Raw genomic sequence first — 14,573 nt, forward strand, 5'->3', positions numbered from 1 at the left:
TTGAGTTTTTAAAAATAATCATGATATTATATCCACATTTACTAAAATTTTCCATTTTAATTTTTAAATACAAACAAAACTAACATACTGGATTGCTAAATGAATATAGAAACTTACTTATCAGAAATGCTTGCTAAAGCTTTTCAAAAACTGGGATACGCTGAGAGTTTTGCTAAAGTTGTGGTTTCAACTCGTGAAGGTGTAGGACACTTTCAATGTAACGGGGCTATGCCATTAGCAAAATTTGCAAAAAAAGCTCCATTCATTATTGCTCAAGATATTATTGATAGTATTGATGATAAGAGTATTTTTGCAAAGCTAGAAGTTGCGAAACCAGGGTTTATTAATATGACCTTATCTAGTGATTTTTTAGCAAAGATCACTAATGAATTTTTAAATGCAGAGAAGTTCGGTGCAAAAAATAATAATGATCCAAAAAAAGTCGTCTTAGATTTTGGAGGTCCCAATGTTGCTAAGCCGATGCATGTTGGGCATATAAGATCTGCACTACTAGGTGATGCACTACAAAGAATACATCGTTTTTATAATGATGATGTGGTTTCAGATGTACACTTAGGAGATTGGGGTACTCAGATGGGTATGCTGATTGAAGAAATTAAATTAGAATCTCCTGATTTGGTTTATTTTGATGAAAACTTTACAGGAGAATATCCCGAGCAGTCGCCTGTTACAGTCAAAGAGCTTGCAGAAATTTATCCTAGAGCTTCAAAAAGATGTAAATCAGATATGACAGAGATGGAAAAAGCTAGACAGGCTACTTTTGAATTACAGCAAGGTCGCAGAGGATATGTTGCGTTATGGCAGCATTTTGTCAGAATTTCTGTAGAGGCTATCAAAAAAGATTTTGATAGTTTAGATGTTAGCTTTGATTTATGGCTAGGTGAAAGTGATGCTAATAAGTTTGTTGATGAAATGATTGCTCACTTTAAAGCAGAAAACTTTATTTATGAGGATGAAGGTGCTTGGGTTATAGATACTAATAAAGAAGATGTTCCTCCTCTTATAGTCGTTAAGAGTGATGGCGGCGTTATGTACGGCACGACAGATTTAGCAACTTTATGGCAGCGTAATAAAGATCTCAATCCTGATGAAGTTATTTATGTTGTGGATAAAAGACAATCTTTACACTTTAAGCAAGTCTTTAGTGTTGCAGAGAGAACAGGTGTCGTAAATAGTCAATGTAGACTTAAACATGTGGCTTTTGGTACAGTAAATGGTAAAGATGGTAGGCCTTTTAAGACACGAGAAGGTGGCGTGATGCGCTTATCAGATTTGATTTCTCAAGCAAAACAATGTGCTAGAGATAGGATGCCAGAAGAAAAAAATGAGCATGTTATAAATCAAATAGCTATGGCTACAATTAAATTTGGTGACTTGGTCAATAACTACTCAAATGATTATATATTTGATTTAGAGAAATTTGCTCAATATGAAGGTAAAACTGGACCTTATCTTTTGTATACAGCTGTAAGAGCTAAATCAATTCTTAGAAAAGTGTTTGGTGAGGATTATTGCATAAAATCTTTAATTAAAGATTTTAACATAGCACCTGCACAAAATGAGCATGAAGAAAAATTACAGCTTCAACTTTTACAGTTTCCAATTGCTGTTGCTAGATCTTATGAAAATTCCCAGCCTCACCATATTTGTGAGTATGCATATTCTTTAGCAAATAGTTTCAATAAATTTTATGTTAATTGTCCTATTACAAGTCTTGATGATGAGACAGCTAAAAATACTCGAGTAGCTTTATGTTTAGCAACTGTAAAAGCAATGACTATAGCTGCTGGCTTATTAGGTATTTCAATTCCTGAGAGAATGTAATAATACTTTAATCATATCAAATTCTTACATTTTCCAGTTTATATCTAAGTAGTAAGAAAATAATATACTAAAGTATTTTTTCAAAATTCAGGAGTACTATGAATTAAATCTAGTATATAATTTTTCTTTAGTTAGCAAAGAATATATGGAAGTTTTAATGTCCAATTTTTTTAATCAGCCGAAAGCTTTTTATACCATCTTTATGTTAGAAATATGGGAGCGCTTTGGCTATGGTGCTTTAGTTGCAATACTTGTTGTTTATTTGCAAATAGGTGGAATTCATTTAAGTGAAAGTGGGGCTATAGCAACATATGCAGCTTTTGCAGCTTTAGTTTATGCTTTTATTGTCTTAGGGGGTTATATTGGTGATATGATCCTTGGTGCAAAAAGGACAATATTGCTTGGTTTAATTATACTTCTTAGTGGTTATGCTCTATTAGTTTTTGAGGATAAGGAATCAACTTTATGGGGCTTATCTTTTATATGTGTTGGTACCGGGCTATTTAAATCTAATCCAACTAGTTTGCTAGCTAAATGTTATGTAAATAGTGATTCTGGGAAAATTAGTAATGCATTTACTTTATTCTACATGGCGATAAATATTGGCTCGTTATTAGGTATGCTAATGATTCCAACCATAGCAAAAAACTTTGGCTATTCATCTAGTTTTATAGCTATTTCAATGGCTCTTGTTTTAGCAATTATGACATTTGTAGGCTTCGGTTTTACTATGAAAAATATCTATACATATGCTGGAGGTAAGAAATTAAATTATAAATATTTGTTTTTTGTGATCGTAGGTGTGGCTATTATGATATATATAGTTAAGTTTTTATTAGCGTATATACTAATTGCTAAACTAATAGTTGTTTTAACTTTCATATTATCATTTTGCATTTATATATATTTAGCTTACCTGTATAAGAAAGAAGGCTATTTTTATAAAATGATGTTAGCGTTAATTTTAATGTGTGAAGCGATGGTATATAAAGTCTCTTATATTCAAATGGCTTCTTCAATAAATTTATTTACCATAAAAAATACAGATCATTCTATTTTAGGTTTAACTATAGCTCCAGAAACTTTCCAGTCATTTAATCCTTTTTGGATATTCGTTTTAAGTCCAATATTGGCTTTTTATTATGTTCGTTCGGAAAATTCTAAGTTTGATATAAATGTATATACTAAGTTTTCTATAGGCTTGTTTAGTATAGGTTTTTCTTTTATAGTATTGTATATTTCTCGTTTTAGTGCTGTTGATGGAGTTATTTCTGCGTATTGGTTGGTACTTAGCTATGCTCTTCAAGCGCTCGGAGAACTTTTGATTTCAGCAATAGGCCTATCAATGTTTACTAAGTTAGCTCCAGCGAAAGTAAATGGTTTTATGGTAGGTGTTTGGTGGGTGTTTTTAGCATTTGCATCAATATTAGGGGGTATCGTTGCTCAGCTAACAGCTATTGATAAAAATCAGGCAATAAATATGACCTTAAATACATCATTGGTTGATTATACTAATTTCTTTTTATCTATTGGAGTTGTAATAATTATAGTTTCACTATTATCATTTAAACTATCGCCGTTTAAAAGAAAGCTTATGAATCAGGTGAGCTAGTAGAGTTAGTTAGTGAAAAAGTAAGCTGATGTTTGAGATAGTACAGCAATTATTAATACAGCTATTGCAAAAAACATATAGGTTTTAGCTTTTTTACTACTATAAAACCACTCTTTAAAAAAGAACCCCCAGAAATTTGATGTCAATATAATGAAAACCATAAAGATAGGGTAGGTAATTATTATTCCTAGACCTCCAAGTAAAGTACCAGAAATACTAAAAAATATAATACATTCAAAAAACATAAAAGCCATAGCGATAATAGCTATCTTTTCTGTAATAAAACTTTTGAATAAGAATGTATTATATTTTTTAGGTAAGAGTTTTTTCTCTTTATTGTATTTATATTTAAAGTAGAGAATATTAGGAATAAATGCACCTAAAAAGATTATCACCCAAGGCATATTGCTTTTTGTTAGTAATGATAAACTATCAAGGTTTGGATTTTTCATAAAGAAGCTTACTCCATAATTAAAAACAAAAGCTTGGGTCATTGATCCAATACCTGCAGTAATACAGCATATTATACCAATGATAAAGCTACTACTCTTCTTATCAAGAGTTGCTCCGATATCTCTATCGCGTATTCTAGCTGCAATAGTTACAAGTGTTACACCTATTATAAATAGGATAAAGCTTAAGATTATTATTATTCCAAATGGAGTAAGTAACTTAGATTGATTTAAGATAACTAATGGAAGAATTGAACCACCTGCTGTAGCAAGTCCGATATTTATACCAAAAGTTATTGATATCCCAACATGCTTGAATGCAACAAGGCAGCAAATCATTCCAGCACCCCAAATAAAACCTCCAATAAAAAGGGTAAGTAGGACTTTTGTCGAGATATAGCTGTAGTAAGTAGCAAAATCGTTACAAAAAAGATATAAAGTTAGAATCGGTATGATTACATATGCCCAATAAGAGAAATGAAACCATACCTGATTCTTTGATGTATTGTTTATTAGTTTAGATGGGACTGCAAAGCTACCATTTAAAGCACCTCCAACTAGTGCTAATAAAATAGCGAAAGAAAGTAACATTAGTTGTGCTCCCCATAAAATTTTCTGCCTTCTTTTGCTATAAGGCTAGCTCCATAAAGAGCAGTATCATAATCAAAATCAGATATCTTTAGTTTTGGAGGAGAAACTATTTTAAGATCATTATTCATAACTTTTTCAGTTTCTTTTAGTAAGATATCTTTTTGTTTTGTAATTACTCCACCGCCAAAAACAATAATTTCAGGAGATAAAATACATGCGATGTTTCTTAATCCTTGACCTAAGTTGTATCCAACTTCTTTCCACTCATCTATAGATAGTTCTGCAGCTGGCTTATCGTATATTTTAGAAATACCTGTACCAGAGACAATAGCTGATAAGCAGTTCCTAGCACCACATGCGCATTTGATACGTTCTGGGTGGCTACATTTGAACTCTATACTTTGGTGAGCAATTTCTGGATGAGAAAGGCCTCTGTAAACTAAGCCATTAATTAAAAAGCCGCCACCCATGCCAGTGCTAAGTGTTATATATAAGAAAGTCTTTTGCTTATAACCTTTCAAATGATATTCAGATAATGCAGCTACATTAGTATCAATATCAAAATAAAAAGGGCAATTATACTTATCTTCTATGATCCTCTTTAAAGGGACATCTCGCCATGTTGGCTGATGTAATGGAGAAACAGTTCCTTTGCTAACATCTAAAGGTCCTCCTATAGCAGCACCAATTCCTAGTATCTGAGAGCCTTGGCTAACTTCCTCAATCATCTCAAATAACATTTCTAAGCCATCTGCTAATTCATAAGGAGTATCTCTTCTTGTACGTTTAAGTTCTTTACCATTTTTATTTACACTATGAACTAAAGTTTTTGTTCCACCAATATCTAAACCAATATATATAGCCAATTTCTTTTCCCTTTATTTAAAAATCATAAAACTCTAATACTATATAAAAAGAATAATAGAATCTATACAGTTTCTCTGTACACGATGATTTTCATATTTTGAGTTCCTTATTTGTTTTATTGAGTACTCTTAAGCAAAGAGAAAAGTCTTTTACAGAGAAGGCTATCTTTTGAATTGCATTAATAATCATATCCAAACCATACCTAAAATAAGAGTTCTGCAACCTTCCATGCTTTTTTCTAGGAATAGGTTTTATTTTAGCATCTTTATACTCTCCAACCTTATGAGCCCATACAAAGGCTATAGATATCAAAGCTATTAGCTTTGATATTTTATTAGTATCAGTCAAATGAGTATCTTCTAGATTAAATCCTCTGCCCTTAAAAGCTTGAAATAAATTTTCAATCTCCCACCTCATACCATAAATAGGTATCAGTCTCTTTATACTATTGGAATTACTAGCTACAATAAGTAGTTCACCAGTATGCGATCTAGTGCCAGATAGATAAACACTTTGGTTACAAATACTTCTTTGATCTCTAAGATCCTTATGCTCATGAACAGTTAAGTCATCAAATAGTGTTGAGACCTTAGCGCTGAAACCTCTAGTGTTAGTTGTCATAAGGTTGTTTTTGATTCTAACAACATAATCAATACTTTGAGATTCTAACCAACTTAACCAGTCTTGACCTATAAACTCTCTATCTCCTAATATACAACCAATACGTTGTTTACCAAATTTAGCAATAAACTTTTTGACTAAATCTATTCTAAATCCAGAATCAGAATTACCTCTATGATCTAATAAATCATAATATAATGGTATTGCTATACCTTCATACACAGCTGATAGAACTAGAATATTTATATCTGTTTTTCCAAACTGCCAGTTTGTCCTATCAAGAATTAGATATAATTTATCTTTAGTTGATAAAAGATGTTGTATACTGAATTGGGCTATATCATCAATATCAAACTCTACTTCCTTGAAGAAGTTTTGGATTGTATCTTATAAACAGTGATTAATCTTGTATTCTATCATCCTTGATAAAATATAAGAAAGAGATGAGACTTTGACCTTGGATTGGTTATTGAAAACCGTGAGAATCAAAAAGCTCATCTCAATCACGACTTTAAAACGCGAACGGTAGAAAGGTCATCAAAGACCGAATGTACAATCCCGCGATTATGAGCCTAATAAAAAGGATACCAAACATGACAGATAAAACAATAAAGTATTTAGGAATAGATATATCAAAAAAGTGGATAGATGTTTGCTATGGCGATAAAGGCAAAGTTAAGCGTATAGCCATGAAAAAGAGTAGCATCAACTCTTTCATAAAAAAGCATTTTGAAGAAAACGAAGCTGTTTTAGCAGTATTAGAAAGTACTGGAGGTTATGAAGTTCTGCCAGCAAAATGTTTAGAAAGCTTTGGCATAAAAGTCCACATAGCTCACCCTAACAAGGTGGTTTCATTTGCTAAAGCCATGGGATGTTTAGCAAAAACTGATGCTATAGATGCAAAAGTACTAAAGGCTTATGGTGCGTTTATTAAAGACGATGATATACGAGGCTTACCTAGCGATCAAGATCTAGAGTTGAATGCACTAAGCTCTCGCCTAGGTCAGCTTAAAGAGACTCATCATCAAGAGGCTTGTCGTTTAGGTTTGGTTAAAGATAAAATCTTGAAATCATCGAGTGAAAGAATGCTTAAATACCTGAAGAAAGAGATAGAGAAAATAGAGCAACACATGATGGCAATCATAAATGAAGATAAAGTACTAGCTAACAAGTTTGACATATTAACATCGATGCCTGGTATTGGTGCAAATACTGCCTGCTGTATTGTATGTGATTTACCTGAAATTGGCAGAATTAACAATAAAGAAATAGCTGCTTTAGTTGGTGTAGCACCTATTACAAATCAGAGTGGTATGAAAAGCGGCTATTCTGCAATTAAGTATGGTCGCTCTAAAGTACGCAAAACATTGTATATGGCTGCATTAGTAGCTACTAGGTTTAACTCTAGGATGAAGGATTTTTATAATCGTTTATTAGAAAATGGTAAAATCAAAAAGGTTGCTATAGTTGCTGTTATGAGAAAAATGCTTGTAACTCTCAATGCTATGGTTAAGCAAAATATGCAATTTAGTGCTTGATTTTCAAGACGGTAGATTCTTCTATAGTTTGACTCTATCAGATTATTATTTTTAAAGTATCTAGCTATCTTCGATAGATTAACAGTTTGAGCTGATATTAGTCCAAGTAATAGATTGCTAAAGCAATAGACCTCTTGCGAAATACTAATTATTCACCATATATATAGAAAGATTGCTTAAGAGATCCATAAAAATGCAAATAAGCTACGCAATATTGTCAAAGAAAGCCAGAATATTTAGAAAACTAACAGGTTTAAAACTAAAACATTTCAATAAAATCTTAACCGATGCCTCAAAATCCTTAGATGAAGGATTTCCAAGGATTGGCAGAAAGCCAAAAGTTGATAATCATGCAGATAGATTATTGTTAGTTTTAATATATTATCGTTGCTATATGACACAAGAATTTTTAGGCTACTTGATAGGATTAGATGAATCAAATGTAAATCGCCTAATTAGACGAGTAGAGTTACTACTAGTTAAAGAAATACATATAAAAAAAGATAGAAGCATGACTAATCAAAAAGTAGAAAGACTTTTAATAGATGCAACAGAACAGCCAATCCAGAGACCTAAGAAATTAAAACGAAGAAAGGCTAACTATTCAGGGAAGAAAAAAAGCCATACACAGAAAGTAGAAATAGCTATCAGTGAAGCAGGTCAAATAGTTAATGTTTCGAAGGTTTATCCAGGCAGTGTTCATGATATAACTGTTCGCAGAAAATCAGATAAATTAGCTCGTGATGTTGATAAATATTGTGACAATGGCTACCAAGGTATTCAAAATGAATCTACTAAAGTAAAACTCCCCTATAAAAAGCCCAAAGGAGGTTCTTTAAGTATAGAGCAGAAGAATTATAATAAATGGCTTAGTAAGATTAGGATTTATGTTGAGCATAAAATTGCAGAAATTAAAAAGTTTCGTATACTGGGTGAAACCTATAGAAGTTTTGGTAAAAAAGCTAATCTTAGGTTTAATTTAGTGGCTGGAATAGTTAATTTACAAAACGGATTCTAAAAAGAAAATACCTACTTAGAAATAAAATGCCTCTGAAGTAGTATTTCGCAAGAGGTCTAATCTACTCTTGACTTGTGCCAATCAAATATTTTAGATAAACTTCCTGTTAGCTGATTAAGGTGCTTTTTCATCTGTTCCAAATAATGAATATATAAGGCTTTAGTCAGCTAACTCAACTTTTTTTGTCGTGTACAGAGATACAGTTTAGAGTTTTATAATTAAGTTTATTTTTCTTATAATAAAGTACGTTACATTGCTATTTATTTGAGATTAATTTTGGCCAAAAGTAAATTGTTTATTTTTGACAGTCCTTGTCAAAAAAAGACAAAGGTAATGAAGTAGTAATAGTAATAATTAATTTTTGTTTTACAAAAGTTTTTGTAGCTATTTAATTTCAGCTAATATTCGGTGATAATTTTTGAAACGAGTAGAATCTATATTGCCTTGCTTTAGTTGATTAACTATTTCACATCCTTTTGAATTTTCTTCGTGAGAGCAGTTTCTAAATTGACACATTCCTTTATATTTTTTGAAATCTAAAAAACCATCAAAAAGTTCTTCTTTAGAAATATGCCATAGTCCAAACTCCCTAATCCCTGGTGAGTCAATAATACTAGTATCATCATCAATCTCATAAAGAGTTGAGCAAGTAGTTGTATGACGTCCTTTCTTTGTGGAATTAGAAACAGCTGTAGTTTCTGTAATTTTCTCTCCTAGTATAGTATTTAAAGTTTCAGATTTACCAACTCCTGATTGTCCTAAAAATATTGAAGTATTATCTTTAAGAGTTTCTAAAAGCTTATCGATACCAATATTGTTTTTTGCTGAGATGTAAAAAACTTTATAACCGATCTCTTTATATACACTTACTAGATTCTCTATAAATTCTTTATCTTCGGGTGTTTGGCTATCTGTCTTATTTACTACTATTATCGGTTCGATATTACTGTTATGCAAAGCAGCTAAATACCTATCTATATAATGTTCAACAGGAGCGGGTGAGTGGGTAATGATAATTACAGCATAATCAATATTAGCCGCGACATTTTTATTTTTGCGTTGATACTGGTTAGGACGAGATATTAGGTTCTTTCTTTCTAATAGTTTTGTAATTACATAAGTTGAATTAGTATATTCAAGCTCAACATTATCACCGACAGTTAGCTCGCCTTTGAAGTTACTACGATAAAGAGCTGAGACCTTTTCATTATTGGATAACTTAACTAAAATGTTACCGCCAAAATTTGTTATGATTTTTCCTTGCAAAGATGTAGATAAAATTATTTATTATTAAAATTTATTATAAGCTTTATTAATTAAATTGTTAATAATAACTATCAAGTTATTTGAATAAGATTAAGTTCTTTGCTACTATCAAAAAAGTCTTTTGGATTTTATATTAATAAAAAGGAGATAAAATGAAAAAAACAAAAATCTTGAGTTTAATAGCTTTAGCTGCGCTAGGGACGTCTGTATCTTATGCAGCAGATAATACTAAAGCAGATGCAAAAGATAATCTTTCGCCAGAAGGCTATTGGGTACAATTTGATGAAGATCCTGATGCAGGTCGCGGTATGCCAGAGGGTATTATTCATACTTATTTTGCTAAAGATAGTAAGTATGGTAAGAAAGGAACTCTACAAATGGAGATAGCTGTTCCATTGATGACAGTAGCTAATGGTAAGCCTAGTAAGCCAAAAGCTACTTGTAATAACTGTTCAAATGGATCTTATAATGGTTTTAATTACAAAGGTAAAAATGCTCCTTTAGAGGATTTTGTCTTTGCAGGGAATATGCAAGAGCAAAAAGGTACAGGTAAACCACCTGTTAAAGGCCCTATGTATGATAATGGTGGTGTTATAAACCCTAACGATGGTAAGGTTTATGCTGCATCAGCACAGATTCAAGATAATGGTAAAACTATGTATTCTAAAGCTGCATATATTGTATGGGGTAAAGAGTTAGGTAGCAAAGCAGCTCATTGGAAGAGAATCACAAAAGCAGACTATGAAAAAGTTAAAGCAGACTGTGGTGTAACAGCTAGTGGTCAATACACAAATAAAGATAAAAAAGTAACAAGTAAATGTACTAACTATCCAGTGGCACAATTTGGAGTTAAAAGTCCTGTTTAACTAATTGTATAATTACATTTTTTCTTTATACTTTCTCTTAATACTATTTTCTAAATTAGATATTTATAGTGCTAAAAAAAATCATATTATTATTTTTATTATTTTGCTTCGTTAACAGTTATGCTAGTGGAAAAAAACTCCTAGCTGATGGCTATTGGTTACAAAAAGATACATCTACAAGTACTAATGTTTCAGTTATTCATGCATATAATAATTCCCAAGGCAATTTGAATGCCGAAATTTATGTTCCTTTATCAAATGTTGATTATGGTAAAGTTCATGCTCCAATTATCTATTGTAAAGAATGTGGCAAAGGTAACGCTTATGGCAATAAGTATGATTACTCTAGTGGTAAAGATAAGTATCAAGGACTAGAGTTTGTTTGGAATATGAAAAAAAACGTTTCAAATCAAAATAATAATAAGGGGCCTTTATATAAGGATGGTGCAGTGTTAAATCCTCATGATGGTAAATATTATCATGTAAAAGCGCAAACTATTGAAGATGGTAAGAAAATATATGTTAGAGCATTTTGGGGACCTTTGGGTAAAAATGAGTATTGGGAAAGAATCTCAAAATTAGAAGCTAAAAAAATAAAAAAACTATGTGGCTTAACTAAAAATAATGTTTATCCTTATGAAAATAAAGATGGCAAAGTAGTTAATCAAAAACTTTTTAAAGAGTGCTCAACTAGAGATTTTGTAAAAGATCCTATATAAATTAAGATGTGAAAATGAGTGATTATCGCCAAATAAAGATACTACCAGAAAACTTAGCGAATCAAATAGCAGCTGGAGAAGTTATTGAAAGACCTTCTTCTGTAGTCAAAGAGCTTGTTGAAAATTCTATAGATGCTGGAGCAACTGAGATAACTATTGAAATCCAAGAAGGTGGTAAATCTCTAATTAGAATTAGGGATAATGGTAAAGGGATTACTCATGATGATTTACAATTAGCTTTAGCTCCTCATGCAACAAGTAAAGTTTACACTCTTGATGAGTTAGAATCTGTTGCAAGTATGGGCTTTCGTGGTGAGGCTTTAGCAAGTATAGCATCTGTTTCAAAGCTAAAGATTATCTCAAAACATCAAGACCTAGATGATGCTTGGCAAATAAATAACCAAACTAGAGAAGTTACTCCTGCAGCGCATGTTACAGGTACAACTATTGAGGTCAGTGAGTTATTTTACAATACTCCAGCTCGCCGTAAGTTTCTAAAGAAAGACAATACTGAGTTTCTACATATTTCTGATTTACTTAAAAAATATATGCTTTGTTATTTTGGTATAGCCTTTAGGCTCATCCATAATGGTAAAGAGGTTAAAGATCTACTTTTAGCAGAAGATGCACAACTTAAATATAATCGCGTTTTAGATTTATATAGTCGTGACTTTATTGAAAATGCTATCTATATAGATAAAGAAGTTGGTGATGCTCATCTATGGGGCTGGGTTGCTAGCCCAAGGTTTAATAGAGCTAGAGCAGATATGCAGAGTTTCTATATCAATGGGCGTATTATCAAAGATAAAATCGTTACTCATGCGATAAAAAATGCTTATAAAGATGTCATGTATGGTAATAGGTATCCAGCATTTTTACTTTATCTTGATATGGATTATAAAGAGGTGGATGTAAACGTTCATCCCGCTAAAAGTGAAGTACGCTTTAGAAACCAAAAATTTATCTATGATTTTCTTTTTGGTACTGTAAATAAAGCTATAACTACTAGCGCTGATGTTGAAGTAGATAAGTCTGCTCTTCAGGAGGATATCTATGAAGAATCAAGCAGTGTAAATAATCCGCTTAATATTGGTAATATGAGCTTGGATATTAGTGTTGAAGATGATCAAGAGGAATCTGAATCAAATACTAGTTTACTTGATAAATATCTGAATAATCAAAATATTCAAGAAAATGAAATTCATATCTCTCAAAAACCTAAATCTAGTGGTTTAGGGCAGGCTATTTGTCAGATCCATGGTATATATATTCTCTCGCAAGTAGATGATGGTGTGGTACTTGTAGATATGCATGCAGCCCATGAGAGAATCCTCTATGAAGAGATGAAAAAAACGTGGCATGCTGATACTGATAAGTTTAAACAAAATCTTTTAGTGCCTTTAACTTGTCAGTTATCAAGTAGTATAGTTGCGACTATTGATGAAAATATTGAAGTCTTTGAGAAGCTAGGGTTTGAAATATCAATAGTAGCAGATGATGCTGTGCTTGTGCGGGCAGTACCAATTTATGTCAAAAATAAAGATATTCAAGAGTTAATATCAAATGTAGCTACAGAGTTAGTATCTTCGGGTAAGACAAAGAGCGTTAAGTTTTATTTAAATCATATTTTAGCGACAGTATCTTGTCATGCGGCTGTACGAGCAAATGATAAGTTAAGTATTCCGGAGATGAATCATCTACTAAGACAAATGGAAACTGTTGAAAACTCGGGTCAATGTAATCATGGTCGACCAACTTGGGTAAGGTTGAGTTTTGCACAGTTAGATAATTTCTTTTTAAGAGGGCGATAACCCTAAATTTTTCGTAGAGACAAGTCGTGACTTGTCTAATCATTATAATAGAAAATTGTAGTTCAATCTTTTTTATTTCGCTACTTACTACGTAAGTTATAGCGACATACTTTTTTCATGGCAGAAAAAGTATGCAAAACTGCCTAGCACTACGCTATCGTAGTTTAAAACAAATGGAAAATAAAAAACTCACTTCGTTCAAACAGTTTTATTTTCTAACCATTTGCTTTTGAAACTACTTGTCGCTGATGTGCTATACTATTTAAATACATGAATTCAAAAGTAAATAACTAAATATATGGCTAAACCAAGAATATTTGTCAGTTCAACATACTATGATTTAAAGCATATAAGAGCCGATCTCGAAAGATTTATTCGTGACCAAGGTTATGAACCTATTCTTAATGAGAAAGGACATATCCCGTATGGAAGTACTGAAAAATTAGAAGAATACTGTTATAAAGAAATTGAACTGTCAGATATTCTAATTTCAATAGTTGGTGGAAGGTTTGGTTCAGAATCAAGAGAAGATAACTATTCTATTTCAAACTTAGAGTTAAAAACTGCTATAGATAAGGGAAAACAAGTTTATATTTTTGTTGAGAATTTAATACTAAATGAATATAAGACGTATGAATCTAATAAAGAAAATGACACAGTAAATTATATATCTGTTGATGATATAAGAGTCTTTAAATTCATAGAAGAAATATATTCTTTGCCTCTAAATAATCAAATCAAAGGCTTTGATATGGTTCAAGAAATTAATCAATATCTCAAAGAGCAATGGTCGGGACTTTTTCAGAGTCTTTTAAGTGAAAATGCTCGTCAAAAAGAGGTTAATATTATTGAAGACTTGAAAAGTACGTCAAAAACGCTAAATCAACTTGTATCATACTTGATTGATCAAAAATCAAGAGGAGATACTGCCATAAAAGATATTTTATTAAGTAACCATCCTGCTTTTGATGAGTTAAGAAGAAAAATAAGTATTCCTTATAGAGTAATATTTCAAAATTACGATGAACTTAACCAGTTAGTAAAAGCAAGGCAGTATGATGAAGAGGAGTTTGTAGATAATTGGGGAACCGATGGGTTTTATAGTTGGAGAAGAAAAGGCAAGGATATTTATCTTCGTGTGAGTAAAGAAATAATGGATAGTGAAAAGAAACTTAAGGTATATACTCCAAGTGAGTGGAAATCAGAATATATTAAAGTTGATGATTATGATGAGGATATACCTTTTTAACTTATATGTTGAAATATAAGTTACATAAATATTGCCCTAGTTTCATCTTACTTATAAATATTTCTAATTTTAAGATCTATGATTAATAGGTTCTATGATCCTCTTCATGAGCGTAGTC

At 31.6% G+C, this 14,573-nt stretch carries 12 protein-coding genes; 8 read left to right on the forward strand and 4 right to left on the reverse strand.

Features of this window, described 5'->3' with window-relative positions; translation table 11 throughout:
• Positions 1 to 99: 99 nt before the first annotated feature.
• The gene (argS, locus tag F7310_RS03025; protein ID WP_072711671.1) at positions 100 to 1,845 is read left to right on the forward strand and encodes an arginine--tRNA ligase; all 1,746 of its coding nucleotides are present in this window, start codon (positions 100 to 102) and stop codon (positions 1,843 to 1,845) included.
• A 157-nt stretch (positions 1,846 to 2,002) separates the two neighbouring features.
• Positions 2,003 to 3,457: a peptide MFS transporter gene (locus F7310_RS03030; RefSeq protein WP_072713526.1), complete on the forward strand. Its 1,455-nt coding sequence runs from the start codon at positions 2,003 to 2,005 to the stop codon at positions 3,455 to 3,457.
• A gap of 5 nt (positions 3,458 to 3,462) precedes the next feature.
• Here the strand turns inward: F7310_RS03030 and F7310_RS03035 are convergent, their stop codons facing one another.
• From F7310_RS03035 to F7310_RS03045, 3 genes are all read right to left on the reverse strand, one after another.
• On the reverse strand, positions 3,463 to 4,500 hold the full coding sequence (locus F7310_RS03035) for an L-rhamnose/proton symporter RhaT (protein WP_072711673.1): 1,038 nt from the start codon (positions 4,498 to 4,500) through the stop codon (positions 3,463 to 3,465).
• The gene (locus tag F7310_RS03040; protein ID WP_072711674.1) at positions 4,500 to 5,366 is read right to left on the reverse strand and encodes an ROK family protein; all 867 of its coding nucleotides are present in this window, start codon (positions 5,364 to 5,366) and stop codon (positions 4,500 to 4,502) included. The genes F7310_RS03035 and F7310_RS03040 overlap by 1 nt, the downstream gene beginning before the upstream one ends.
• A 91-nt stretch (positions 5,367 to 5,457) precedes the next feature.
• The gene (locus F7310_RS03045) at positions 5,458 to 6,369 is read right to left on the reverse strand and encodes an IS4 family transposase (protein WP_084645175.1); all 912 of its coding nucleotides are present in this window, start codon (positions 6,367 to 6,369) and stop codon (positions 5,458 to 5,460) included.
• Between the two features lie 212 nt (positions 6,370 to 6,581).
• On the opposite strand from F7310_RS03045, the gene F7310_RS03050 reads away from it, so the two are divergent.
• Positions 6,582 to 7,526 carry an IS110 family RNA-guided transposase gene (locus F7310_RS03050; protein ID WP_072711322.1) on the forward strand — a complete coding sequence of 315 codons (945 nt, stop codon included), beginning with the start codon at positions 6,582 to 6,584 and terminating at the stop codon, positions 7,524 to 7,526.
• A 193-nt stretch (positions 7,527 to 7,719) separates the two neighbouring features.
• On the forward strand, positions 7,720 to 8,544 hold the full coding sequence (locus tag F7310_RS03055) for a transposase family protein (protein ID WP_072711046.1): 825 nt from the start codon (positions 7,720 to 7,722) through the stop codon (positions 8,542 to 8,544).
• Between the two features lie 384 nt (positions 8,545 to 8,928).
• Here F7310_RS03055 and rsgA read toward each other — a convergent pair whose 3' ends face one another.
• Positions 8,929 to 9,810, reverse strand: coding sequence for a ribosome small subunit-dependent GTPase A (rsgA, locus tag F7310_RS03060; RefSeq protein ID WP_072711676.1), 882 nt, complete (start codon positions 9,808 to 9,810; stop codon positions 8,929 to 8,931).
• Positions 9,811 to 9,962: 152 nt separating this feature from the next.
• Here rsgA and F7310_RS03065 point away from each other — a divergent pair, with 152 nt between their 5' ends.
• The 4 genes from F7310_RS03065 to F7310_RS03080 all read left to right on the forward strand — a co-directional run bounded on the left by F7310_RS03065 (position 9,963) and on the right by F7310_RS03080 (position 14,455).
• A complete protein-coding gene (locus F7310_RS03065; protein WP_072711678.1) occupies positions 9,963 to 10,676 on the forward strand; it encodes a DUF2147 domain-containing protein in 714 nt (237 codons plus the stop codon).
• Positions 10,677 to 10,756: 80 nt separating this feature from the next.
• Positions 10,757 to 11,395: a DUF2147 domain-containing protein gene (locus F7310_RS03070; RefSeq protein WP_414654039.1), complete on the forward strand. Its 639-nt coding sequence runs from the start codon at positions 10,757 to 10,759 to the stop codon at positions 11,393 to 11,395.
• A 14-nt stretch (positions 11,396 to 11,409) separates the two neighbouring features.
• Entirely contained in the window at positions 11,410 to 13,206 is a 1,797-nt protein-coding gene (mutL, locus tag F7310_RS03075; RefSeq protein WP_072711681.1) for a DNA mismatch repair endonuclease MutL, read from the forward strand.
• A 298-nt stretch (positions 13,207 to 13,504) separates the two neighbouring features.
• Positions 13,505 to 14,455 carry a DUF4062 domain-containing protein gene (locus tag F7310_RS03080; RefSeq protein ID WP_072711683.1) on the forward strand — a complete coding sequence of 317 codons (951 nt, stop codon included), beginning with the start codon at positions 13,505 to 13,507 and terminating at the stop codon, positions 14,453 to 14,455.
• Positions 14,456 to 14,573: the final 118 nt, after the last annotated feature.

The organism is Francisella uliginis, assembly GCF_001895265.1.
Classification (GTDB): domain Bacteria; phylum Pseudomonadota; class Gammaproteobacteria; order Francisellales; family Francisellaceae; genus Francisella; species Francisella uliginis.